Consider the following 22,520-nt stretch of genomic DNA (forward strand, 5'->3'; position numbering starts at 1 on the left):
TTTTGTCTATTCACGGTTTCCCGTGCGATCCGCTTCGCCCTTTCTGCATCCCGAGTGGCGGCATTGTTCCAGTCCGCTTGACGATGGTCAAGGATGCAAACAAACAATCGTTCGTTTGAAGGCTGCGTTCATACTAAAGAGGCCTGATCACCCCCGAGTTGTGCGCAATAATGTCATGCGGCTCAGGCCGGCGGCAGCACTTTGCCGGGATTCATCAGACCCGTCGGGTCAAGCGCCGCTTTGACCGCGCGCATCAGGTCCAGTTCCACATCCTGCTTGTAGCGGGCCATTTCGGCGATCTTCAATTGGCCGATGCCGTGTTCCGCCGACACTGATCCGGCCATTTCAGCGACGATGTCATGGACAATGCGGTTCATTTCGGCCCAACGGTCAAGAAAGCCCGCCTTGTCGGCGCCCACCGGCTGGGTCAGGTTGAAGTGGATGTTGCCGTCGCCCATGTGGCCGAAGGCGACGACACGCACCCCCGGCATGGCGGCCTCCACCGCCCGGGTGCAGGTCTCGATCATTTCCGGCACCCGGCTGACCGGCACGGCGACGTCGTGCTTGATCGATCCACCTTCTTTCTTCTGCGCTTCCGGCACACCTTCGCGGATGCGCCACAGCGCCTTGCGCTGATCACCCGACTGGGCCAGCACCGCGTCCAGGGCGTGGCCATCCTCCAGCGCCTGGGCCAGGATGGCTTCCAGGGCGGGCAGCAGGCCGGTCGGGCGCGACGACGACACTTCCAGCAGCAGGTACCAGGGATAGGGCGCGTCCAGCGGATCGCGCAGACCGGCCACATGGGCTAGCCCCAGATCCAGGCCGATGCGCGGCACCAGTTCGCAGGCGGTGACCAGATCGCCGGACGCCCGCCGCGCCGCCCCCAGGATAGCCAGACCGGCGGCGGGATCGGGCAGGGCGATGAAGGCGGTGGCGATTTCGCGCGGTTTGGGGAACAGCTTCAGGCTGGCGGCGGTGATGATCCCCAACGTGCCCTCGGCGCCGATGAACAGGTGTTTCAGGTCATAGCCGGTATTGTCCTTGCGCAAACTGCGCAGGCCGTTCCACACCCGGCCATCGGCCAGCACCACTTCCAGTCCCAAGGCGAGGTCGCGGGTGTTGCCATAGCGCAGCACGCCGACGCCGCCGGCATTGGTGGACAGATTGCCGCCGATGCGGCATGACCCTTCCGCCCCCAGGGACAGCGGGAACAGGCAGCCGGCCTGATCGGCGGCCTGCTGCACGGCGGCCAACACGCAGCCAGCCTCGGCCACCAGGGTGAAGTTGAGCGGGTCGACGGCGCGGATACGGTTCAGCCGTTCGGTGGAAACCACCAATGCGCCTTGGTTCGGCACGCCGCCGCCGCACAGGCCGGTATTGCCGCCTTGCGGTACCATGGCGATACTGGCTTGGACGCAGGCGGCGACCACCGCCGCCACTTGTGCGGTGTCGGCGGGACGCGCCACCGCCAGGGCCTGACCGCGATACAGGCCACGTTCCTCGGTGACATAGTGTTCCAGGTCGCTGTCCGCAGTCAGCAGGTTGGTGGGGCCGACGATGGCGGCCAAGCGGTTCAGCACATCCATGGTTCAGCTCCGGGGGGCGGCGGCGCGGCGCAGGCGGTCGTTGATGGCGGCGCCCAGGCCGTGCTCGGGAATGGGGGCGACGGCCAGGGCGGTGAAGGGGGCGCGATCAAGGGCGCGCATCATGGCGAACAGATGGGCGGCGGCCTCTTCCAGGTCACCGGTGGGCGACAGGTTCAAGGTGCAGTCCATGGCGCCGAAGCCCAACAAGGCCTCGCCCGCATGGGCATGTTCAGCGTTCAGGCGCACGGCCAGGGCCGGGGCGTAATGGCTTTCCAGCATGCCGGGGCTTTTGGGGGCACTGGCATCGGCCTGGGCGGATTGCGCTTTTTGTCCCAGCACCGCCTCGATCTGATCGGCGGTGATGCCGCCGGGGCGCAGCAAGGTGGGGATCGGCGTCGACAGGTCGAGGACGGTGGATTCCACCCCCACCCGGCAGGGACCGCCGTCGATGATCAAGCCGGCCCGTTCCCCCAGGCTTTCCGCCACATGGGCGGCGGTGGTGGGGCTGACCGCGCCCGAGCGGTTGGCGCTGGGGGCGGCGATGGGGCGCCCGGCGGCGCGGATGATGGCGCGGGCGACGTCGTGGTCGGGCATACGGATGGCGATGGTGTCGAGCCCGGCGCTGGCTAGCAGCGAGATGGGCGAATGGGCGGCGCGCGGCAGTACCAGGGTCAGCGGGCCGGGCCAGAAGCGTTTCATCAGCGCGCGGGCGCGATCGTCCACCTGGACCAGGGTTTCGATGAGGTCGAAATCGGCCACATGGGCGATCAGCGGGTTGAAGCTGGGCCGGCCCTTGGCGGCGAAGATGGCGGCGACCGCCCGGTCGTTGGTGGCATCGCCGCCAAGGCCATAAACGGTTTCGGTGGCGAAAGCGACCAATTGGCCGGTGCGCAGGCGGGCACCGGCTGCGGCCACCGATCGGTCATTGGCCGGCTGAATCAGGGCGGGGGCGGAAACGTCGTTCATGCCGGCACCATAAAACAAATGGCGCCGGTGCCGCTATGGTTTGGCGCGGGCGAGGAAATCGGGATTGAGGAATTTCGGCTTGCCATAGGCCAAGGGGCGGTCGTCCCAGGTCACCACCTCGCCGCCAGCGGCCAGCAGCACGGCGTGGGCGGCGGCGGTGTCCCATTCGCAGGTGGGGCCGAAGCGCGGGTAATAATCGCCCGACCCTTCGGCGATGCGGCAGAATTTCAGCGACGAGCCGGCATTCTCCACCACCGCGCCGGGCAGGCCGTCGAGGAAGGCCTGCAAGCGGTCGGCGGCGCGGTGCGAGCGCGAATCCAGCACGATGGCGCCATGGGCCGGGGCCTTGCGGCAGGTGATGGTCTGGCGACCTTGGGCGTCCTGACGCCAGGCCTGACCGTCGGCACCCGCCCACAAGACGTCGAGCGCCGGGGCGTAGACCACGCCCAGGGCCGGTACACCATTGGCGATCAGGCCGATATTGACGGTGAATTCACCGTTCTTCTTGACGAATTCCTTGGTCCCGTCCAGCGGATCGACCAGCCAGAAGGTGTCGCCCACGTCGGGGATGCGACCAGCGGCGGCCTCTTCCTCGGCGACGATGGGGATGGCGGGGGTGAGCGCCCGCAGCACCGGTAGGATCACCGCTTCGGCCAATGAATCGGCGGCGGTGACCGGATCGTTCTCGCCCTTGAAGTGGACGGCGAAGTCCTGAGCGTAGATGTCCATGATCACGCGACCGGCGTCACGGGCGGTTTTTTCCAGACGGGGGAGCAGAGGCAGATGGGTCATGGCTCGACCATAGCCGCCCGACACCGGGGCGGCCAAGCCGGAATTTCCGAAGAGAGGTGGAAAAATATTGAAAACAATATCTCATAGGTTGTATTTTTGCTGTTTGTTTCGTCATGGGGGTGTCGAATGGGCGGGGTAAGTCCAAGCGGGCAGGATGCGTTGGCCGAACTTGATGCGGTTATTGCCGCCGAAATTCAGCATCTGCGCCAACGTCGCGATGGTCTGGGCGAGTGGTCCGAATTGCGGACGGGCCTGGACGGCATCGCCGGTGACGATAACCCGCTGGCCGAGCTGTTCTCCGACGCTGCCGCCAAGGCTTGGGCCGGCCATCCCAGTCTGTTCGGCATCGCTTTGTCGGGCGGCGGTTTCCGTTCCGCCACCTTTTCGCTGGGGTGTTGCAGTCCTTGGCGGCCAAGGGGTTGTTCCGGCAGGCCCATTACTTGTCGACGGTGTCGGGCGGCGGCTATATGGGCGGTTGCTTCAATGCCATGAACGCCACCCCGCCCGAAGGCCAGCACGATGGTATGGAGGCGGTATTCGCCCACACCGCCTATCAGCAGGAATCGGCGGCCTTTCGCCATTTGCGCGCCTATTCGCGCTTTCTGGCCCCCAGCGGTGCGGCGGATACCTTGCGCATGGTGGCTCAGCCCTTGGTGGGGATGGTGACTAATTTGCTGGTGCTGTTGTCGGTGCTGCTGTTCGCGGCGGCCATCGGCGGGGCGCTCAGCGTCGGGCGTTCGGCCTTGGATGTTTGGCCGTGGCTGGGCACCATTATCGGTTTGGGCTGGTGTGCGGTTTTGGGCGGCTGGATGCAGTTTCACCAGCGCGATCCGCTGGATCGGCGCGACAGGATCGGCGGCTGGCTGGGCTGGTCGTTGGTGATTTTGGCCGTGCTGGTGTTCTGGGATTTTCAGGCTGGGCTGATCCACTGGCTGTTTTCGGCCGAGACCGATTGGACCCATTGGACATTTTTTGGCATTACCCCCGCCGCCATCGCCGGCTTTCTCGCCAAGCGCCTGCAAGGCCAAAGCGCCCGGCTGCGGTTGAAGCTGCTGCTGGTGGCGACGGGTGCGGCGGTGCCGCTGGCTTTGGTCTATGGCTATCTGTGGCTTGCCGGTCGGATGGTGCTGGGGCAACCGGCGCCGTTGACGGCTGTCGGCATTCCGGCCCTGGATTGGGCGATTTTCTATGCCCTCGGCGGTATTTTCCTGGGGTTGATCACCAAGGGGGTCAACCTCAACATCACCTCACCCCATCGTTTCTACCGTGATCGCATCAGCCGCGCCTATATTTTCCGCCAGATGGATGATGTCCACGACATCCAGTCGCTGGACGATCTGAAGTTGTCCAAGCTGCAAGACCCGGCCTTCCGCGCCCCTTACCCTATCATCAACGCCACCTTGAACGTATCGGCGGCGGGCGGCGGCAAGCATCTGGCGGAAATGGTCCGTCATGCCGAGTTGTTCACCTTCAGCAAGCTTTATATCGGTGCCCAATCCACCGGCTTTCGCCCGACCACGGCGATGGAGGACTGTGACCCCTATGTCAATCTGGCCACCGCCGTGGCCATATCGGGGGCCGCCGCCTCACCCAATATGGGGCAGATCAACCTGCCGGAATTGCGCCTGCTGATGACCCTGTTGAATGTGCGGCTGGGCTATTGGCTGTCCAATCCGGCCAAGCCCGACACGGGGCGAATGGATGCACTCAAGTTATTGCGCACCGAAATGGTCGGCGCGGTGTCGTCCAAGGGTGATTTCGTCAATGTCAGCGATGGCGGCCATGTGGAGAATCTGGGGGTCTACGCCCTGATCCAGCGGCAATGCCGGTTGATCATCGCCGCCGACGCCGACGCCGATGGCGGATACGACTTGCCGGCCCTGACCAATCTGATCCGCATGATCCGCATCGACATGGGGTTGTTCCTGACCTTCGATGCCGATGAAATCAAGGCGTTGAAGGAGGGTAAGCGGCACTGGCTGGTGGGCCGCATCTATTATAGCGACGAGCGCCAGGGGCTGCTTTTGTACCTGAAGGCGTCGCTGACCGGGGACGAGGATCCCACGGTCCTCGCCTATCGGCAGGAGTATCCGGCCTTCCCGCATGAAAGCACCGCCGACCAATTTTTCAGCGAACAGCAGTTCGAGGCCTATCGCTGGCTCGGCTATCACGTCGCCAACAAGGCGGTGGCCGGCCTTACCTCTTGATTTCCACCGCCTGGAAGCGGCTGGCCTTGAAGCTCGGCGACCAATGGGCTGGCTGCATTCCGGCCTTGGCCTTGAGATGAGCCAGGAATTGCCCCTTGTCGGGCAGTTGTTCCCAGACGCTGGGCAGGAACAGGGCGCGCTTGCCCTGATCCTCGATGATCAGGCCGTCGATGCGCGGGCGCAGTTGTGCCAGCAGGTCGGCCTGATCGCTGAAACGCATGGGGGCGGGTGGCGTCAGCACCGATACCGACATCTCCACCAACGGCCATTCCTGAGCCGAGAGCGGGGCGAAGCGCGGGTCGTGGAAGGCGGCCTTTGCCGCGTTGTCGGCCACGTCCTCGGCCAGCGGGCGCCAGGCGGTGGGCGAGCCGATGCAGCCGCGCAAGGTGCCGTTGATCTTCAAGGTGACGAAGCAGGCGCCGGGCTGGGCCAACAGGGCCGGCATGTCGGGGCCGGCATGGGCATCCACCGGATGATCGGGGGCGAAGCGGCCATTGATGGCGGCGCGGGCAATTTCCAGCAGCAGCGGGCCGATGGCGGCGATGTCCTCGGCCCCCGCCTCGTACAAGGCCCAGGCGCCATAGCCGACCACCCGATCCTTGGGGCCGGCGGTGTCGCCGGAATTACGGCGGTCGATGGTCTTGATGGTCATGCCGCGCGCCTTGGCCGTCCGCAACAAGCCGCCGACGGGAATGCGACCGCAGGCCTGATCGCGGCCCAGGGCGCCTTCGTCCAGTGCCTCGATGGCGGCGGCGGTACGGCTGTCCATGTCCTGGCAGGCGGCATAATCCAGGTAATGGGACAGGTCGGTGGAAATGACGATCAGGGTTTCCGGCCCGCCCCATAGGGCGTCAAGCAGAGCTGCCACCTGTGCGGGCGTGGTATCGCCCACCACCACCGGCACCAGGGTGAAATCGCCCAGCATCCGTTGCAGGAAGGGCAGGTGCACTTCCAGGGAATGCTCCTGGGCGTGGGCGGTTTCCAATTCTCCGGTCAGGGGCACTGTCCTGGCCCGCGCCACACCGTCGCGGTCCAGCCTTACCGCGCCCAAGGGCGAGGCCCAGGCATCGGCGGTGCTGACCGCCATGCCGCGAAAGCCGACCCGGTGCGACGGCCCCAGCAACACCACCCGGCTGATGGTGCCGCGTGCGGTTTTCAGCAGATCATAGGCGCTGGCCGCCACCGCGCCGGAATAGACATAGCCGGCATGGGGGGCAATGATCGCCTTGGGCACACCCAATTCCGGGTGCGGGTGGGCCTGGGCCCAGCAGGCATCAAGCTGGCGCATCAGTTCCGCCGGTTCGGCCGGATAAAACATGCCGGCGACGGCGCTCGGGCGTATGATGGTCATGACGGCCCCCATGCTCTGGTCATGGGGCCATCATAGCACGGGAACGGCCATGAACGCAGAGCTGCAAGGGGCGCATTTTCCCGCTCGCCATTGGCACCTTGTCGAAGACGGACGCATTCAGTGCGACGTCTGTCCGCGCTATTGCAAGCTCAATGACGGCCAGCGCGGCCTGTGTTTCGTCCGCGCCCGTGACGGCGATCGCATGGTGCTGACCACCTATGGAAGGTCGTCGGGTTTTTGCGTCGATCCCATCGAGAAAAAGCCGCTCAATCACTTTTTGCCGGGCACTCCGGTTCTGTCCTTCGGCACGGCGGGGTGTAACCTGACCTGCAAGTTCTGCCAGAACTGGGACATCTCGAAAGCGCGCGAGATCGACCGTCTGAACGATGCCGCCAGCCCCTTGGAAATCGCCGCCATGGCGGAAAAGCTGAACTGTCGCTCGGTGGCTTATACCTACAACGATCCGGTGGTGTTCATGGAATACGCCATCGACACCGCCATCGAGTGCAAGAAGCGCGGCATCAGGAATGTGGCGGTGACGGCGGGCTACATGGCGCCCGAGGCCCGGCGCGAATTCTATGCCCACATGGATGCCGCCAATGTGGATTTGAAGGCGTTCACCGAGGATTTCTATCACCAGCTTTGCGGCGGCCATCTGGCCGATGTGCTCGACACCTTGGTCTATCTCAAGCACGAAACCGATGTGTGGTTCGAGATCACCACCTTGCTGATTCCGGGCAAAAACGACGGCGACGCTGAGTTGGCTGCGTTGTCGGCCTGGGTGATGGAGCATCTGGGCCCCGACGTGCCGCTGCATTTCACCGCCTTTCATCCCGACTGGAAGATGCGCGACATCGGCAATACCCCGGCGGCAAGTCTGGCCCGGGCGCGGGCCATCGCCCAGGCCGCCGGGCTGCATTTCGTCTATACCGGTAATGTCCATGACGAAGCCGGTGGCACCACCTTCTGCCCTCATTGCGGCGCGGTCCTGATCGGGCGCGACTGGCATCAGCTGACTCGCTGGGGACTGGACGAACACGGAGGCTGCCGCGCCTGCGGTGCAGCTTTGCCCGGAATGTTCGAGGCCCGGCCCGGCACCTGGGGGCGCAAGCGTTTGCCCGTGCGCCTGCACCGGTGATGTGCTAAACCGGCTGCGGTTTTCCTTAGTCTGCGCACGGTTTTCATGATCAAGCGTCTTTTGCCCTGGCTGCTCAAGGGCGGCATTTCCTTCGGTCTGATCGCCTGGGTGTTGTCCAAGGTTGATCTGGCCAGCGCCTGGGATAAGGCTCTGTCCATGGATGGCGCCATGGTGCTGTTGGCCCTGGTGCTGATGCAGGCGCAGATCGCCCTGGGGGCCTTGCGCTGGGGGCTGGTGCTGCGGGCCTTGGACGCGGTGTTCCGCTGGACCTCGACGGCGACGGTCTATTACATCGGCGTGTTCTTTTCCATCGTTCTGCCCGGCGCCGTCGGCGGCGATGCCGTGCGCATGTGGTTTTCCCGCCGGGCCGGACTGAGTTTGGCCACCGCCGTCAATTCGGTGGCGCTGGAGCGGGCCATGACCGTATTCGCCCTGGTGCTGCTGGTCTGCCTGACCCAGCCGATCCTGATCGCCCGCATCCCCGACATGCCGGGCACCTGGGTGTTCCCCGTGCTGCTGGCGGTGTGCGTCATCGGCATCCTGGTGCTGGCGTCGCTGGACAAGCTGCCGGCAAGCTTGCATCGCTGGAAGCTGGTGCGCGGTCTGGTGCAACTGGCCGGGGACACCCGCAAGCTGTTCTTTCATCCGGCCTGGAGCCTGGGCACCCTGGTGGTCGCCCTGATCGGCCACATCAATCTGTCGCTGGCCGTCTACGTGCTGGCCCTCGGCCTGGATTTGGACGTGCACGTGCTCGATACCCTGGTGCTGGTACCGCCGGTGATCCTGATCATGACCCTGCCCATTTCCATCGCCGGCTGGGGCGTACGTGAAACCGCCATGGTCACCGCTTTCGGTTTTGTCGGTATCGCCGCCGACAGTGCCATCGTGCTGTCCATCATCTTCGGCATCGTCACCATGGTGACGGCGCTGCCCGGCGGTCTGGTCTTCCTGCTGGCCGGCGGCAAAAAGATGGAACAAGAGGAACTGGCCGAGGAAAAGGCCGCCGGCGATCTGGCCGTGGGCGTGCATACGCCGCCTTCGCCCTTGCCGTAGACGGCAGGGGCGCTACATTGGGGGGAAAGGCTTTTCCCACAAAGGATTCCCCCGGATGAAAATCAGCTTCGCCAAGCCCCATCTGCCGACCGAAGGCGCCGTCATCGTCGGCGTGCTGGACAACAAGGTGTTCACCCCCACCGCGACCGCGCTCGACGATCTGGCCGGCGGCGGTCTCAAGCGGGCTGTGGAGGCCAGCAAGTTCACCGGTAAGAAGGATCAGACCCTGACCGTGCTGGCTCCCGCCGGCTGTAAGGTCAACCGCGTGGTGCTGGTCGGCCTGGGCAAGGCCGATGCCATCGATGCGCTGGCGGCGCAATCCTTTGGCGGCACTGGTTTGGCCCAGGTATTGACCGCGGGCGATGCGTCGGTGGCCATCGCCGTCGATGCGGTGCCGGGACTGAAGATTTCCGAGGCCGATTTCGCCGCCAACGTCGCCTTCGGCGCCCGTTTGCGCTCGTATCGCTTCGATAAGTACTTCACCAAGGAAAAGAAGGAAGACAAGCCTTCGGTGAAGAAGCTGGCGATTCTTACCGCCGCACCCACGGCCAAGAATGCCTTCGCCCCCCTGGATGCCATCGCCGACGGCGTGTTCCTGACCCGCGACGTGGTGTCGGAACCGGCCAACGTCATCTACCCCGAATCGCTGGCGGCGGAGTGCAAGAAGCTCGCCGACCTGGGCGTCGAGGTGGAGATCCTGGGCGAAAAGCAGATGAAGAAGCTGGGCATGGGCTCGCTTCTGGGCGTCGGTCAGGGGTCTGACCGCGAAAGCCAGTTGGTGATCATGCGTTGGACCGGGGCCAAGGACAAGAATGCCGCCCCCATCGCCTTCATCGGCAAGGGCGTGTGCTTCGACACCGGCGGCATCTCCATCAAACCGGCGGCGGGCATGGAGGACATGAAGTGGGACATGGGCGGCGCCGGCGCCGTCATCGGCGCCATGATGGCTTTGGCCGGGCGCAAGGCGCCGGCCAACGTGGTCGGTGTCGTCGGTCTGGTGGAAAACATGCCGTCGGGCAATGCCCAGCGTCCGGGCGACGTGGTCACCTCCATGTCGGGCCAGACCATCGAGGTGATCAACACCGACGCCGAGGGCCGGCTGGTCCTGGCCGACGCCCTTTGGTACACCAAGGAAACCTACAAGCCCAAGGCGATGGTCGATCTGGCCACCCTGACCGGGGCCATCATCATCTCGCTGGGCGGTGAATATGCCGGCCTGTTCGCCAACAACGACAAGCTGGCCGAGCGCCTGACCCAAGCCGGCAAGGCGGTGGGCGAGCCCCTGTGGCGCCTGCCCATGGGCGATGCCTACGACAAGCAATTGAAGTCGGATATCGCCGATATGAAGAACGTCGGCGGGCGCGAGGGCGGTTCGATCACCGCCGCCCAGTTCCTCAAGCGCTTCGTCGGCGATGTCGCCTGGGCGCATCTGGATATCGCCGGCACGGCGTGGTCGAAGAAGGACACCGCCACCTGCGCCAAGGGGGCGACCGCCTTCGGCGTCCGCCTGCTGGACCAGTTGGTGGCCGATCATTATCAGGATTGAGTTCGTCCTGACGGCGGAAGCGGCGGCGACCCGGGTGGTCGCCGCCGAAGCCGCATCAAGGGTGCTGATCGCCCATCAGCCGGTATTGGTGGAACTGACCAAGGATGACCCGCGTCCGCGCGGTGCGGCCCTGGCCGCGCTGTTGCCCGGTTGTCCCGGCCCGGTATTGGTGGATTTGGCATTGTCCGCCGCCGATGCCGCCCAACTGGCCTATGGCTTGGCCTTGCGCGCCTATCGTCCGCTTGGCAAATACCGCGCCCCTGCCGATGACGACCCGCTGCCCTGGCCTGACCGGGTGCTGGTGCTGACCGATGCCCCGGAGGCGGCACAAAGCCTGTTCGACCGTCTGCTGCCGGTGGCGGCGGGGGTGCATCTGGCCCGCGATCTGGTGGCCGAGCCGGGCAATCATCTGGGGCCGGCGGAACTGGCCGCCCAGGCTCAGGCCTTGGAAAGCCTGGGGGTCAGTGTTGAACTGCTTGATCCCACAGTACACGGCCTGAACCTGCTGGCGGCGGTGGGGCAAGGCAGTACACGGGCGCCCATTTTGGCGGTGTTGCGCTGGCAGGGCAGCGCGGCGGACGACAAGCCGCTGGTGCTGGTGGGCAAGGGGCTGACCTTCGACAGCGGCGGCCTCTCGATCAAGCCGGCTGAACATATGGAAGAAATGAAGGGCGACATGGGCGGCGCTGCGGCGGTGCTGGGGGCCATGCGGGCCATTGCCGGCAGAAAGGCCAAAGCCAATGTCGTGGGCGTGCTGGCCATCGCCGAGAATATGCCCGGTGGCGGCGCCTTGCGCCCCGGCGACATCATCCGCTCCTACAAGGGATTGACGGTGGAGGTGGTGGATACCGACGCCGAAGGCCGGCTGGTGCTGGCCGATGCCCTGGCCTGGGCCTGTGACCATCTGCGCCCGGCCTTGCTGGTCGATGCCGCCACCCTGACCGGGGCGGTGGTGCGGGTGCTGGGGCGCCATCACGCCGGACTTTATGCCAACCGCGACACCCTGGCGGCGCGGCTGCTGAAACTGGGCGTGGCCGAGGCGGAATTGCTGTGGCGGCTGCCGCTGTCGGCGCGCTGCGACGACGATTTCCGCTCCGACGTGGCCGATTGGAAGAATTGCGGCTGGGGGGCCGTGCCCGACAACGACGATGCCGCCCGCTTTCTGCAACACTTCGTCGCTGCCAAGGTGCCGTGGGCGCATCTGGATATCGCCGGCACTGCGGAAGCCGACGAAGACCAGCTTTATGGCCCCAAGGGCGCCACCGGCTTCGGCGTGCGCTTGTTCGATGCCCTGGCCGGGGGCTAAAGTGCGTCCATGACCCAGATCGGTTTTTACCACCTCATGCGCCTGCCCTTGGACCAGGCCTTGCCCAAGCTGCTGGAAAAGGCGGCGCAGGCCGGCTTGCGGGTGGTGGTGATGGCCGGCTCGAGCGAGCGGGTCGAGCATCTGAACGCCATCTTGTGGACGTTTTCCGAGGAATCCTGGCTGCCCCACGGCTCGGCCCGCGACGGCGAGGCTGCCTTGCAACCCATCTGGTTGACCGATCGAGAGGAAAATCCCAACGCCGCCACCGTGCTGGTGTTGTGCGACGGCGCCCGCCCGACCAGCCTGGATGGCTGGGACCGCTGCCTGGACCTGTTCGACGGTAACGACGAAAATGCGGTGCTGGCCGCGCGCGAACGCTGGAAGACCTGGAAGGCCGAGGGGCATCAGCTGGTCTATTATCAACAGACCGAACGCGGCGGTTGGGACGAGAAAGCGCGGAGCTGATCGCCGCCATCAATTCGCCCAGATGATCGGGCAAGGTTGGAACTTCATCCTCGGAGTCCCTCCGCCATGCCCAGTTTTGTCATCGCCGTGGCCGTGCTGCTGTTGGTGTCGGCCTGCGCCACTCAATCCCCGGTGATCCAGGTGGAAACCAGCCGCTATCACCGGCTGACCTCACCCGTGGCGGGGCGCGACGTGGTCATCCTGGCCAATGCCGATCAATCGCCCGGCGACGAGTTTGCCACTTATGCCGACCTGATCGGCCAAGCCTTGGAAAACTTGGGTTGGCGGGTGGTCGAGACGCCGGATCAGGCGGCGGCGGTGTTGCGCTTTCGCTGGGCGGTGGATGCCCCGGTGGTGGAAACCGTGCTGACCCCCAGCGCCATCCCGCCCATGGGCAATATGTGGGGCTATCGCCGTTCGGCGTGGGGCGCCGATCCGTTTCCCTATTGGCAGGCGCAGCGGATCACCCATTATCCCAAGTGGCTGAGCGTTACCATCGTCGAAGCCAATCAGCCGCCCAGTGCCGCGCCTTTGTTTGAGGGCCGGGTGACCAGCCGGCGCGGCGGCACGACCATGGCGCCGATCATGCCTTATCTGGTGCGTGGGATGTTCGATGGATTTCCCGGCCCCAACGGCGCCGTCGAGGCCAAGGCCTTGGAGGTTCAGCCCTGAGTCTGGACCGCTTCGTCACCGGCGGTAGAGGCGGCCTGGACGATCATGTCGCCGAATTCCCGCAAATAGACCGATCCCTTGACCGTGCGCTGCACCAAGACCGAGCGGCGGTCAGTATCGTCGGTCTTGCGCTTGATCAGCCCCAGTTCCGACAGGCGGTCAAGGGCGCGGGTGATGGCCGGCTTGGAGACGTTCAAGGTGATGGCCAAGCCACGCACCGTATGCGGCGGCGGCGTCAGATAGACGGTCAGCAGCAAGGCCATCTGCCGTGCCGACAGGTCCGGGCCATCACGCCGCACACTTTCGACGATCGCTCCTCTCCAGAGATCGAGCGCCTGCACAGCCTTCAGTTGGAAGCCCATGACCCTGCCTGTTCATTCCGCCGACGTAATCTTTTACCCGAGGCCGCTGCCCGCGGCAACTCCCCTTGTGCCCTATTGTATCGCTTGCGAAAGGTTAAGGATTGGTTCCAAAGCGTTTGACGATCACTGAATACAGTGCGCGCAGCGCCATGGCCTCGCCGCCATCGGGGCGACCGGGGCGGCTTGTGCTGTTCCAGGCCATGATGTCGAAATGGGCCCAGGGGATGGCGGGGCCGACGAATTCCGCCAGGAACAGGGCAGCGGTGATCGCTCCGGCATAGGGGCCGTCGGAAATATTGTTGAGATCCGCCACCTTGCTGTCCAGCAGCCGGCGATAGGGCCGGTGCAGGGGCAGGCGCCACACTGGGTCGGCCAGCGCCTCGCCCGCCTGGGCGATATCGGCGGCCAAAGCGTCGTCGTTGCAGAACAGGGCGGCGATTTCGGTGCCCAGGGCGGTACGCGCCGCCCCGGTCAGGGTTGCCATGTCGATCAACAAGGCAGGGTTCTCACGCGCCGCCTCGGCCAGGGCATCGCACAGGATCAGGCGACCTTCGGCGTCGGTGTTGCCGACCTCGACGCTCAGGCCCTTGCGGGTGGGCAGCACGTCGCCGGGGCGCATGGCCTCGGCCGAAACGGCGTTTTCCACCGCTGGGATCAGCACCCTGAGGCGCAGCGGCAGCTTGGCCGCCATCACCATCAAGGCCAGACCCAGCACATGGGCGGCACCGCCCATGTCCTTTTTCATCAGCTTCATGTTGGCTGAGGATTTCAAATCCAGCCCACCCGAATCGAAGCAGACGCCCTTGCCCACCAAGGTCAGCTTGGGCGCGTCCTCTTGCCCCCAGGTCAGGTCGATCAGGCGCGGCTGGCGCTGGGCGCCGGCAGCCCGACCAACCGCGTGGATGGCCGGATAATTCTCGGCGATCAGGCCGTCGCCTACCACCACCCGCACCCTGGCCCCGTGATCGGCGGCCAGCACTTCGGTGGCGGTGGCCAGTTCCGCCGGCCCCAGATCGGCTGCGGGGGTGTTGATCAGGTCGCGGACCAAGGCGGTGGCCCGAGCGGTGTTGGTCACCCAGTCACGGTCGGCGTGCTCGGGCCAGACCAGTTTGGGCCAATCGCGCCCGCCCCGGCTCTTGTAGCGACCGAAGGCATAGGTGGCCAAGGCCCAGGACAAGGCGGCCCAATCGGCCTGACGGGGGGGGAGCGCTCCGGCGATGGCATAGGTGCCTAACGGCAGCTTGGCCACCACCCCAGCGAAGGCCCACGGGTCGTCGTCGTCGGACAAGCCGACCAGGATGGCGGCGGCGTGCCCCTCGGGATGGGGCATGACCAGAACCTGACCGGGCTCGGCGGTGAAATTATTGGCCTCCATCCAGGCCCGCCCGGCCTCGGGCTGAGTTTGTCGCCAGGAGTCCAGGCCCGATTTCCTGACCGGCACCAGGGTCACCGCTCCGGCTTGCCACTCGACCAGATGTTCCAACACACCGTCACTCCATCCTCAAAAGCGCTTGCCCTTAGCATGGCGAAAGCCAAGGAGGTTGGAAAGACCCGCTTGCGCGCCGGGTGGGCCGACGCCATGATCCCATTTTCCAGTCCAGGGAGCAGCCCATGACCCGCGACGTCACCTTGATCATCGGCACCAAGCGCTTTTCCTCGTGGTCGTTGCGCCCGTGGCTGGCCGCGCATGTGGCCGGGTTGAACGTGGCGGAGGTGGATATCGTCCTGCGCCAGCCCGAGACCAAGGCCAATATCCTGAAGCACTCGCCCTCGGGCAAGGTGCCGTGTCTGATCCATGACGGGCTGGTGGTGTGGGATTCCCTGGCCATCTGCGAATATCTGGCCGAAACCTTCCCCGAAGCCGGCCTGTGGCCCGATGACCGTGCCGCCCGTGCCATCGCCCGCGCGGTGTCGGCGGAAATGCATTCCGGCTTTCCCGCCTTGCGCAACGCTTGCTCCATGGATATGTGCGCCCATACGCCCATGCGGGAAATCCCCGACGACGTCGCGGTCGAGATCAGGCGCATCAGCGCATTGTGGGATGATTGCCGCGCTCGTTTCGGTGCCGGGGGGCCATTCCTGTTCGGGCGCTTTTCCGTCGCTGACGCCATGTACGCACCGGTGGTCAGCCGCTTCACCACCTATGACTTGCCGCTCAATGAAAATGGCCGCGCCTATTGCGCGGCCATCTGGGGTTTGCCGGCCATGCAGGCCTGGAAGGCCGCCTCGGTTTAATGCGAGGCGGAGACGTAGTTGCGCAAATTGTCCACCTCCATGTCCATTTCGTCCAACCGGCTTTTGACCACGTCGCCAATGGTCACCATGCCGGTCAGCCGCCCGGCGCCATCCACCACCGGCAGGTGACGGATGCGGCGGTCGGTCATGGTTTTCATCAATAGGGCGACGCTGTCGTCTTCATGGCAGGTCTGCACATTGGCGGTCATCAGATCGGCCACCTTGGCACTGGTGCAGGCGGCATCCGACTGGGCCAGACCGCGGACGATATCGCGTTCCGACAAGATTCCGGCAATGGTGTTGTTCGCGGTGACGGCGATGACGGCGCCGATGCGATGGCTGGCCAGCAGCCGAGCCGCCTCGGCGATACTGGCCTGGGGTGAAATGGTGACCACGCCCGCCCCGCGAGCCTTGGTCTTTAGGATGGTTTTGACGATCATCGATCAACCTCCCCGTTCATTGAAGCGTGCACACGAACGCTCCCTTCCATAAGGGCCTGACCGCCTTCGGCTTCAAGGGGGGCTATACCAAGGAAACGGCATCCGTGGCGGTATAGGAAAATAGTCTTTACACGCAAGCCGTGCGCGTGCGATAAGAACAAACAACGAACTTATGGGGTGTGTCATGGGTAGTATGGTTCTTATGTGCCGATGATGATGTCGCTGGCCCAGCAAGGCATGAGCGCGGCGGGGCAGGGCAGTCAAGCCAATGCCGCGCAAGAGGCGCAGGCCGAACAGATCAATCAGCAAAATCAGATGCTGTGGTTGCAGCACGAGCAAAAGGCGCGCGAGCAGCGCGATCTGCTGAAGCGCCAAACCGCTTCGGCGCGGGCGGCCTTGGCCGCCGGCGGTGCGGGGCTCGGCTCGGGCGGTTCGGCGGCGGCGCTGCTGGCCGGGTTGACCCGGCAGACCGAACAGGCCATCGCCGACGATCACGGCTATCTGTCGCTGCGCCAGCAATACAGCCAGCCCAAGGCGGCCAAGCAGGACCGCGCCGCCAGCCTTTTGCAGATGGGCAGTCAGATGATGAGCGTCATGCGGCCCAATTCATACTGACGGCTTTTCCAGCACGGCGGCGAAGAAGCCGTCGGTGCCGTGGCCATAGGGGGATAGCCGCAGATACGGCCCCGGCACCGGACAGGCGGTGCCGACCAGATCGCCCCACAGGCCGGGCACCGGCAGCACCCGGAAGTCCGGGTGAGCGGCCAGGAACTTTTCCACCTGCTCCTCGTTTTCCTCGGGCAGGATCGAGCAGGTGGCATAGATCATCCGTCCGCCCGGTTTCACCAGCCGGGCGGCGCTGGTCAGGATGGCCTGTTGGCGGCTCACCAGTTCCAGCACGGTTTCCTCGGTCAGTTGCCACTTGGCGTCGGGATTGCGGCGCCAGGTGCCGGTGCCGGTGCACGGGGCGTCCACCAGCACGCGATCGAACGAACCGGCGGAACGCTTGATCCACTTGTCCGATTCGCCGTCGATGACCCGGCGGGTGACGTTATGGACGCCGGCCCGGCGCAACCGCGCCTGGGCCTTGTCGACCCGCCATTCGGCCACGTCGCAGGCCACCAGCCTTCCCTTGTTCTGCATGGCGGCGGCCAGAGCCAGGGTCTTGCCGCCGGCCCCGGCGCAGTAATCGGCCACGGCCATGCCCGGCTGGGCGTCGGTCAGCAGTGCCACCAGTTGCGAGCCTTCGTCCTGCACCTCGATCAGGCCGTCGCGCCACGCCTGCACCTGCACCAGCGCCACCCGGTTGGCCAGACGCAGGCCGATGGGGGAAATGTCGGTGGGCGTGCTGGGAATACGTTCCTTCTTCAGGGCGATATGGGCTTCGTCGCGGGTCGCCTTCAGGGTGTTGACGCGCAGATCAAGCGGCGCCTCGTCGCGCATGGCGGCCACTTCCTGGGCCAGGCGCTCGCCCCACAAGGCGGTCAGACGTGGGGTCAGCCATTCGGGGAACTCGCCCTTGACCCAGGCCGGCATGGCGTGATGGAACGGCGACTTGCCGCGCAACGCCTCCATCAAACGGCGCTCTTCCTGGCTGGGCGGGCGGGCGGAATGGGCGCCCTGGAACAGGTCCGGCTCGGGCGTGATGCCCTGGAAGATCATGTCGACCAGCACGCGGGCGCGGGCATCGGCGGGGAAATCCAGGGCTTCCAGCCACCAGTCGATGCGCGCCTTGGTGCGCAGCACCCGCCACACGGTCTCGGCCACGGCGCGGCGATCCTTGGACCCGATATAGCGGCGGCTCTTGAAATAGAGCGACGAAATCTGGTCGGCGGGCTTGGGGCTGGCCTGGATTTCGTCCAGCAATTCCATGGCGGCGGCAATACGGGCGGCGGGAGTCATGGGCGGAAATCCAATGGCGGCGGCGAAGCCAGGGTTGTAGGGGCATTCCCCTTTCGGCGCAAGGGTGGGGCGTCTTGCCCGTGCGACGCTGGCATTATAAGGTCAAATCACCGTCTCGCCATCGCCAAGGACCGGTCATGGACAATGAACGCCTTATCACCTTGCTGGTCGGCTTCGCCATCGGCTGGGTGGGGATCAAGCTGTGGCGGCATTTCCGTCGCCGGCGGTGAAGGCCGGCGGCTGGCCCAGGCCTTTCAGTGCCGTCACCACCTCGGCGTCCTCGGCAGCCATGCGGCGCAACCGGTCAAGCTGATCCTCACCGCAGATCCAGTTGCCTTGACGCGCGAGCCAGGCCTGATCGGGGCAAGGCGGAGCAACCACGCGCCCGCCATGGCGGTCGACGGCAACCGGCCAGCCGCGCTGGCGCAGCAGGTTTTGCAGGCCGTTGATCTGGCGCTGTTCCCACTGGATGACCGAGACAAAGGGGCGAACCGGGCCGAAGCGGTCGATGACCGCCGCCGAGGTGGCGCGGGCCAGATAGGCGGCTTCCAGCGCCTCTTGCAGCGCTTGATGGACTGGGGATGAGGCGGTCATCTCTGCCTGCTCCGGTTATGATGGCGGCCACCAGGGTGGCCTTGGACCGGGGCAGGCAGCTATGACAATTCTCAGGCTCGGCCATGCCGAAATGATGGCGGAGCCATGCGCGAGACCTACTCGCTTTTGTAGTTCGGCGCTTCCTTGGTGATGGAAATGTCGTGGACATGGCTTTCGCGCAGGCCCGAACTGGTGATGCGGCGGAAGACGCAGCGGGTCTGCATGTCGCCGATGTTGGCGTTGCCGGTATAGCCCATGCCGGCGCGCAAACCGCCGACCAATTGGTGGATGACCGTGCCCACCGGACCCTTGTACGGGACCCGGCCCTCGACACCCTCGGGCACCAGCTTGAGCGAATCGTTGACGTCGGCCTGGAAGTAACGGTCGGCCGAGCCGCGCGCCATGGCCCCGATCGAGCCCATGCCACGATAGGATTTGTACGAGCGGCCCTGGAACAGGAACACCTCGCCCGGGCTTTCCTCGGTGCCGGCGAACAGCGAGCCGATCATCACGCAATCGGCGCCGGCGGCGATGGCCTTGGCGATATCGCCCGAGAACTTGATGCCGCCATCGGCGATCAGGCAGATGCCGGCGGCCCGGGTGACCTCGGCCACTTCCATGATGGCGGAAAGCTGCGGCACGCCGACGCCGGCGACCATGCGGGTGGTGCAGATGGTGCCGGGGCCGATACCCACCTTGACCGCGTCGGCACCGGCATCGGCCAGGGCGCGGGCGGCTTCGGGAGTGGCGATGTTGCCGCCGATGACCTGGGCCTTGGACGACATCTGCTTGATCTGCCGCACGGTCTCGATCACGCCCTTGGAATGGCCATGGGCGGTATCGACGATGATGACGTCGACTTCGGCTTCCAGCAGCGCTTCCGCCCGCTTGATGCCGTCGGGGCCGACGCCGGTGGCGGCGGCGGCGCGCAGGCGGCCCTGTTCATCCTTGCAGGCGTTGGGGTGGGCCTTGGCCTTCTCGATGTCCTTCACCGTGACCAGACCGGTGCAGCGGTATTCACCGTCGACCACCAGCAGCTTTTCGATGCGGTGTTGGTGCAGCAGGCGCTTGGCCTCTTCCTTGTCGACGCCTTCACGCACGGTGACCAGCTTGTCCTTGGTCATCAGTTCAGCCACCGGCTGGTGCACGTCGGAAGCGAAGCGGACATCGCGGTTGGTGATGATGCCCACCAGCTTGCGGGTGCCGCGTTCCACCACCGGAATACCGGAAATCTTGAAATCGGCCATCAGCCGCAGCGCCTCGGCCAGCGGCTGGTCGGGGTGGATGGTGACCGGATTGACCACCATGCCCGATTCGAACTTCTTGACCATGCGGACTTCCGCCGCCTGGGCCAGGATGTCGAGATTTTTGTGGATGACGCCGATGCCGCCGGCCTGGGCCAGGGCGATGGCCAAACGCGATTCGGTGACGGTGTCCATGGCCGCCGATATCAGCGGGATGCCCAATTCGATGGAACGGGTGATGCGGGTGCGGGTGTCGACGCCGTTGGGCATGACGTCAGACGCTGCCGGCACCAGCAGAACATCGTCGAATGTGAGGGCTTCCTTGATTTGCATGCCAACTCCGAGGGGCGGGTACGGGGATTGGCGCGCCATCATACACAGAAAAGTTCAAGTCTCAAGTATGCCATGGCGGCATTAACCTTTGCTTCATGCTATGATCGATTTCGCCGGGGAATCCCTGCCGACCACCCCGGTGGGAGGAGAAGGAGAAAGCCATGCGTTCATCCCATACCTGGGTCTGCGTGGCCGATGGCGCCCGCGCCCGTATCTATCGCTGCGACGGTCCGCAACGCGACCTGGAGCCGGTTCTGGGCATGGGGGTTCCCGCCATGGGACCGGCCTGCACGGGCCGTGTCGCCGGGCAATTGGACCGCGCCGCCACCGAACGCCGTTTCGATCATCTGGTGCTGGTGGGGCCGCGCGCCGTGCTGGCCGAACTGGAAAGCACCATGACCGCCCACACCCGCACCATGGTGGTGGGCGAACTGGACCGCGACCTCAGTCGCGCGTCCCCGCGCGAACTGACCGCCCATCTGTGCGAGTTGTTGCCGCATTAGGGTGGGTTTGGCCGAAGGCCAGCGCTGTTTGTTTTGGCCGAAGGCCAGCCCGTGGACGGGCTCGCTCAGGCGCCGCGCGGGCTTTGGGGCGCGTTCCTATTCCTCGTCCTGCCGGCCCTTGAAGCCGGTGGCGATGACGTATGTCTCCGCCGATTCCTTGCGGCTGGCCGGCGGCTTGGCGTGACGGACGGTGGTGAAGTTCTTCTTCAGCAGGTCCAGCAGGCTTTTTTCTGTCCCACCCTGGAACACCTTGGCAATGAAGGTGCCGCCGGGGGCCAGAACTTCCAAGGCGAAGTGCAGCGCCACCTCGACCAGCCCGATGATGCGCAAATGGTCGGTGGGCGGATGGCCGGTGGTCGGTGCTGCCATGTCGGACACCACCAGATCGGCCAGTCCGTCCAAAGCCTCTTTCAACCGGTCGGGCGAATCATCGGCGAGGAAGTCACCCAGCATGCAGATGGCGCCGGGGACCGGGTCATATTCCAGGATATCCATGCCGACGACCTTGCCGCGGGCGCCGACGCGCTGCACCGCCACCTGGGTCCAGCCGCCGGGGGCGGCGCCCAGATCGACCACGCGCAGGCCCGGCTTCAGCAGATGGAAGCGGTCGTCCAGCTCGATCAGCTTGAAAGCGGCGCGCGAGCGGTAGCCCAGCTTGCGCGCTTCCTGCACGTAAGGATCATTAAGCTGGCGTTGCAGCCAGCGGGTGGAGGACGGCTTGCGCCCGCGGGCGGTCTTCACCCGCTCCACCAGCATACGGCTGCCCGATCCCTTGCTGGCGCCGCCGCCGGCGCTTTTCCCCTTGGTGCTCATGACGTTACCTTACTCCGCGCGGGCCCAGACGCCGTCCTGGCGCATCATGGACAGCAAAATCCCCTCGCGCACGCCGCGATCGGCGACACGCAGGCTCGACAATGGCCACAAACGGCACATGGCTTCAAGAATGGCGCAGCCGGCGATGACCAGATCGGCGCGCTCGGTGCCGATGCACGGATGGGCGACGCGTTCCGACGCGCTCATGCCCAGCAGCGAGGTGGTGACGGCGGCGATATCGGCCAGACGCAAATCCAGACCATCCACCAGCGAACGGTCATAGCGTTCCAAATTCAGATGCAGGGCGGCCAAGGTGGTGACGGTGCCCGAGGTGCCCAGCATCTGCACCTCGCCCATCAATAGGCGGGCGGTGATGGCGTGCTCGGCCTCGAACGCCGCCAGCCGGGTGGCGATCTGGGCAACGGTGACAGCATACCCGGCGGGATTGTGCAGGGCTTCTCCCACTTGCTCGGCCAGGGTGACGACACCCAAGGGCAGGGACACCACACCCCTGACCTGGGGGGCATCGGCATTGTTCCTGACCCAGATCAGCTCGGTCGAGCCGCCGCCAATGTCGAATACCAGGGCCCACGGATAATCGGGGCGCATCAGCGACGAACAGCCGCCCAGGGCCAGCCCGGCTTCGTCCTTGGCGGAAATGATTTCCAGCTCCAGCCCGGTCTCGACCTTCACCCTTTGGGCGAAGCTGTCGCAATTGGCGGCACGACGGCAGGCTTCGGTGGCGACCAGACGGGCACGGGTGACCCGGTTGCGGGCCATCTTGTCGGCGCAGGCGCGCAAGGCGGTGACCGTACGGTCCATGGCGGCGTCCGACAACATGCCGCTGGCCGCCAAGCCTTCGCCGAGACGGGTGATGCGGGAAAAGGCATCGACGACGCGGAACCCGTCATGGGTGGGGCGCGCCACCAGCATGCGGCAATTATTGGTGCCCAAGTCCAAGGCCGCATAAACGGGGTCGGACGGGGCGATGGAAACAGACGGCAACGCGGGA

At 65.4% G+C, this 22,520-nt stretch carries 23 protein-coding genes; 10 read left to right on the top strand and 13 right to left on the bottom strand.

Features of this window, described 5'->3' with window-relative positions:
• Positions 1-182: 182 nt before the first annotated feature.
• The 4 genes from MGMSRV2_RS21265 to MGMSRV2_RS19595 all read right to left on the bottom strand — a co-directional run bounded on the left by MGMSRV2_RS21265 (position 183) and on the right by MGMSRV2_RS19595 (position 3,674).
• On the bottom strand, positions 183-1,586 hold the full coding sequence (locus tag MGMSRV2_RS21265) for an FAD-binding oxidoreductase (RefSeq protein WP_024082121.1): 1,404 nt from the start codon (positions 1,584-1,586) through the stop codon (positions 183-185).
• A gap of 3 nt (positions 1,587-1,589) precedes the next feature.
• A complete protein-coding gene (locus MGMSRV2_RS21270; protein ID WP_024082122.1) occupies positions 1,590-2,552 on the bottom strand; it encodes an L-threonylcarbamoyladenylate synthase in 963 nt (320 codons plus the stop codon).
• A 33-nt stretch (positions 2,553-2,585) separates the two neighbouring features.
• Positions 2,586-3,380, bottom strand: a complete 795-nt coding sequence (gene cysQ / locus MGMSRV2_RS19590) for a 3'(2'),5'-bisphosphate nucleotidase CysQ (RefSeq protein ID WP_024082123.1) — start codon at positions 3,378-3,380, stop codon at positions 2,586-2,588.
• A gap of 75 nt (positions 3,381-3,455) precedes the next feature.
• Positions 3,456-3,674 carry a hypothetical protein gene (locus MGMSRV2_RS19595; protein ID WP_024082124.1) on the bottom strand — a complete coding sequence of 73 codons (219 nt, stop codon included), beginning with the start codon at positions 3,672-3,674 and terminating at the stop codon, positions 3,456-3,458.
• 65 nt (positions 3,675-3,739) lie between these two features.
• Here MGMSRV2_RS19595 and MGMSRV2_RS19600 point away from each other — a divergent pair, with 65 nt between their 5' ends.
• Entirely contained in the window at positions 3,740-5,551 is a 1,812-nt protein-coding gene (locus tag MGMSRV2_RS19600) for a hypothetical protein (protein ID WP_144084348.1), read from the top strand.
• Here MGMSRV2_RS19600 and amrB read toward each other — a convergent pair.
• Positions 5,541-6,902, bottom strand: coding sequence for an AmmeMemoRadiSam system protein B (gene amrB, locus MGMSRV2_RS19605; RefSeq protein WP_024082127.1), 1,362 nt, complete (start codon positions 6,900-6,902; stop codon positions 5,541-5,543). The genes MGMSRV2_RS19600 and amrB overlap by 11 nt on opposite strands.
• A 49-nt stretch (positions 6,903-6,951) precedes the next feature.
• On the opposite strand from amrB, the gene amrS reads away from it, so the two are divergent.
• The 6 genes from amrS (at position 6,952) to MGMSRV2_RS19635 (ending at position 13,082) form a co-directional block, all read left to right on the top strand.
• Complete coding sequence (gene amrS / locus MGMSRV2_RS19610) at positions 6,952-8,040, top strand: AmmeMemoRadiSam system radical SAM enzyme (protein WP_024082128.1); 1,089 nt, start codon at positions 6,952-6,954, stop codon at positions 8,038-8,040.
• Positions 8,041-8,085: 45 nt separating this feature from the next.
• Entirely contained in the window at positions 8,086-9,093 is a 1,008-nt protein-coding gene (locus MGMSRV2_RS19615) for a lysylphosphatidylglycerol synthase transmembrane domain-containing protein (RefSeq protein WP_024082129.1), read from the top strand.
• A gap of 55 nt (positions 9,094-9,148) precedes the next feature.
• A complete protein-coding gene (locus tag MGMSRV2_RS19620; protein ID WP_024082130.1) occupies positions 9,149-10,639 on the top strand; it encodes a leucyl aminopeptidase in 1,491 nt (496 codons plus the stop codon).
• A 34-nt stretch (positions 10,640-10,673) separates the two neighbouring features.
• The gene (locus tag MGMSRV2_RS19625; RefSeq protein WP_024082131.1) at positions 10,674-11,945 is read left to right on the top strand and encodes a leucyl aminopeptidase family protein; all 1,272 of its coding nucleotides are present in this window, start codon (positions 10,674-10,676) and stop codon (positions 11,943-11,945) included.
• A 9-nt stretch (positions 11,946-11,954) separates the two neighbouring features.
• Positions 11,955-12,410, top strand: a complete 456-nt coding sequence (locus tag MGMSRV2_RS19630) for a DNA polymerase III subunit chi (protein ID WP_024082132.1) — start codon at positions 11,955-11,957, stop codon at positions 12,408-12,410.
• 66 nt (positions 12,411-12,476) lie between these two features.
• Entirely contained in the window at positions 12,477-13,082 is a 606-nt protein-coding gene (locus tag MGMSRV2_RS19635) for a DUF4136 domain-containing protein (RefSeq protein ID WP_024082133.1), read from the top strand.
• Here the strand turns inward: MGMSRV2_RS19635 and MGMSRV2_RS19640 are convergent.
• Together MGMSRV2_RS19640 and MGMSRV2_RS19645 are read right to left on the bottom strand one after the other, a co-directional pair.
• On the bottom strand, positions 13,073-13,444 hold the full coding sequence (locus MGMSRV2_RS19640) for a MarR family transcriptional regulator (protein WP_024082134.1): 372 nt from the start codon (positions 13,442-13,444) through the stop codon (positions 13,073-13,075). The two genes, MGMSRV2_RS19635 and MGMSRV2_RS19640, sit on opposite strands and share 10 nt — an antisense overlap.
• A 94-nt stretch (positions 13,445-13,538) precedes the next feature.
• Positions 13,539-14,930: a leucyl aminopeptidase family protein gene (locus MGMSRV2_RS19645; protein ID WP_024082135.1), complete on the bottom strand. Its 1,392-nt coding sequence runs from the start codon at positions 14,928-14,930 to the stop codon at positions 13,539-13,541.
• A 125-nt stretch (positions 14,931-15,055) separates the two neighbouring features.
• On the opposite strand from MGMSRV2_RS19645, the gene MGMSRV2_RS19650 reads away from it, so the two are divergent.
• Positions 15,056-15,679 carry a glutathione S-transferase family protein gene (locus MGMSRV2_RS19650; RefSeq protein ID WP_024082136.1) on the top strand — a complete coding sequence of 208 codons (624 nt, stop codon included), beginning with the start codon at positions 15,056-15,058 and terminating at the stop codon, positions 15,677-15,679.
• Here MGMSRV2_RS19650 and MGMSRV2_RS19655 read toward each other — a convergent pair.
• Entirely contained in the window at positions 15,676-16,119 is a 444-nt protein-coding gene (locus tag MGMSRV2_RS19655; protein WP_024082137.1) for a CBS domain-containing protein, read from the bottom strand. The two genes, MGMSRV2_RS19650 and MGMSRV2_RS19655, sit on opposite strands and share 4 nt — an antisense overlap.
• Before the next feature lie 210 nt (positions 16,120-16,329).
• On the opposite strand from MGMSRV2_RS19655, the gene MGMSRV2_RS19660 reads away from it, so the two are divergent.
• A complete protein-coding gene (locus MGMSRV2_RS19660; protein WP_024082138.1) occupies positions 16,330-16,734 on the top strand; it encodes a hypothetical protein in 405 nt (134 codons plus the stop codon).
• Here the strand turns inward: MGMSRV2_RS19660 and MGMSRV2_RS19665 are convergent.
• The 3 genes from MGMSRV2_RS19665 to guaB form a co-directional block, all read right to left on the bottom strand.
• Positions 16,726-18,021 (bottom strand): RsmB/NOP family class I SAM-dependent RNA methyltransferase, encoded by a 1,296-nt coding sequence (locus MGMSRV2_RS19665; RefSeq protein WP_024082139.1) that lies wholly within the window; start codon positions 18,019-18,021, stop codon positions 16,726-16,728. The two genes, MGMSRV2_RS19660 and MGMSRV2_RS19665, sit on opposite strands and share 9 nt — an antisense overlap.
• A 195-nt stretch (positions 18,022-18,216) precedes the next feature.
• Positions 18,217-18,615, bottom strand: coding sequence for a ferritin family protein (locus MGMSRV2_RS19670; protein WP_024082140.1), 399 nt, complete (start codon positions 18,613-18,615; stop codon positions 18,217-18,219).
• 116 nt (positions 18,616-18,731) lie between these two features.
• Complete coding sequence (gene guaB, locus MGMSRV2_RS19675; RefSeq protein ID WP_024082141.1) at positions 18,732-20,192, bottom strand: IMP dehydrogenase; 1,461 nt, start codon at positions 20,190-20,192, stop codon at positions 18,732-18,734.
• Between the two features lie 161 nt (positions 20,193-20,353).
• Between guaB and MGMSRV2_RS19680 the strand changes: the two genes are divergently transcribed.
• Positions 20,354-20,695, top strand: coding sequence for a host attachment protein (locus MGMSRV2_RS19680; protein ID WP_024082142.1), 342 nt, complete (start codon positions 20,354-20,356; stop codon positions 20,693-20,695).
• 96 nt (positions 20,696-20,791) lie between these two features.
• Here MGMSRV2_RS19680 and MGMSRV2_RS21275 read toward each other — a convergent pair whose 3' ends face one another.
• Positions 20,792-21,508 carry an RlmE family RNA methyltransferase gene (locus MGMSRV2_RS21275; protein WP_024082143.1) on the bottom strand — a complete coding sequence of 239 codons (717 nt, stop codon included), beginning with the start codon at positions 21,506-21,508 and terminating at the stop codon, positions 20,792-20,794.
• 9 nt (positions 21,509-21,517) lie between these two features.
• Complete coding sequence (locus MGMSRV2_RS21280; protein ID WP_024082144.1) at positions 21,518-22,513, bottom strand: Ppx/GppA phosphatase family protein; 996 nt, start codon at positions 22,511-22,513, stop codon at positions 21,518-21,520.
• Between the last annotated feature and the right edge of the window lie 7 nt (positions 22,514-22,520).

This window comes from Magnetospirillum gryphiswaldense MSR-1 v2, assembly GCF_000513295.1.
Lineage (GTDB): Bacteria > Pseudomonadota > Alphaproteobacteria > Rhodospirillales > Magnetospirillaceae > Magnetospirillum > Magnetospirillum gryphiswaldense.

Bases quoted from the DNA above. Each gene is read 5' to 3' on its own strand.
- MGMSRV2_RS21275 (WP_024082143.1), bottom strand. From the start codon at position 21,508: ATGAGCACCAAGGGGAAAAGCGCCGGCGGCGGCGCCAGCAAGGGATCG.
- MGMSRV2_RS19660 (WP_024082138.1), top strand. From the start codon at position 16,330: ATGATGATGTCGCTGGCCCAGCAAGGCATGAGCGCGGCGGGGCAGGGC.
- MGMSRV2_RS19630 (WP_024082132.1), top strand. From the start codon at position 11,955: ATGACCCAGATCGGTTTTTACCACCTCATGCGCCTGCCCTTGGACCAG.
- MGMSRV2_RS19665 (WP_024082139.1), bottom strand. From the start codon at position 18,021: ATGACTCCCGCCGCCCGTATTGCCGCCGCCATGGAATTGCTGGACGAA.
- MGMSRV2_RS19680 (WP_024082142.1), top strand. From the start codon at position 20,354: ATGCGTTCATCCCATACCTGGGTCTGCGTGGCCGATGGCGCCCGCGCC.
- MGMSRV2_RS19655 (WP_024082137.1), bottom strand. From the start codon at position 16,119: ATGATCGTCAAAACCATCCTAAAGACCAAGGCTCGCGGGGCGGGCGTG.
- MGMSRV2_RS19650 (WP_024082136.1), top strand. From the start codon at position 15,056: ATGACCCGCGACGTCACCTTGATCATCGGCACCAAGCGCTTTTCCTCG.
- MGMSRV2_RS19595 (WP_024082124.1), bottom strand. From the start codon at position 3,674: ATGGCCGGCCCAAGCCTTGGCGGCAGCGTCGGAGAACAGCTCGGCCAG.
- MGMSRV2_RS19640 (WP_024082134.1), bottom strand. From the start codon at position 13,444: ATGGGCTTCCAACTGAAGGCTGTGCAGGCGCTCGATCTCTGGAGAGGA.
- amrB (WP_024082127.1), bottom strand. From the start codon at position 6,902: ATGACCATCATACGCCCGAGCGCCGTCGCCGGCATGTTTTATCCGGCC.
- guaB (WP_024082141.1), bottom strand. From the start codon at position 20,192: ATGCAAATCAAGGAAGCCCTCACATTCGACGATGTTCTGCTGGTGCCG.
- MGMSRV2_RS19615 (WP_024082129.1), top strand. From the start codon at position 8,086: ATGATCAAGCGTCTTTTGCCCTGGCTGCTCAAGGGCGGCATTTCCTTC.
- MGMSRV2_RS21270 (WP_024082122.1), bottom strand. From the start codon at position 2,552: ATGAACGACGTTTCCGCCCCCGCCCTGATTCAGCCGGCCAATGACCGA.
- amrS (WP_024082128.1), top strand. From the start codon at position 6,952: ATGAACGCAGAGCTGCAAGGGGCGCATTTTCCCGCTCGCCATTGGCAC.
- MGMSRV2_RS21265 (WP_024082121.1), bottom strand. From the start codon at position 1,586: ATGGATGTGCTGAACCGCTTGGCCGCCATCGTCGGCCCCACCAACCTG.
- MGMSRV2_RS19670 (WP_024082140.1), bottom strand. From the start codon at position 18,615: ATGACCGCCTCATCCCCAGTCCATCAAGCGCTGCAAGAGGCGCTGGAA.
- MGMSRV2_RS19620 (WP_024082130.1), top strand. From the start codon at position 9,149: ATGAAAATCAGCTTCGCCAAGCCCCATCTGCCGACCGAAGGCGCCGTC.
- MGMSRV2_RS19635 (WP_024082133.1), top strand. From the start codon at position 12,477: ATGCCCAGTTTTGTCATCGCCGTGGCCGTGCTGCTGTTGGTGTCGGCC.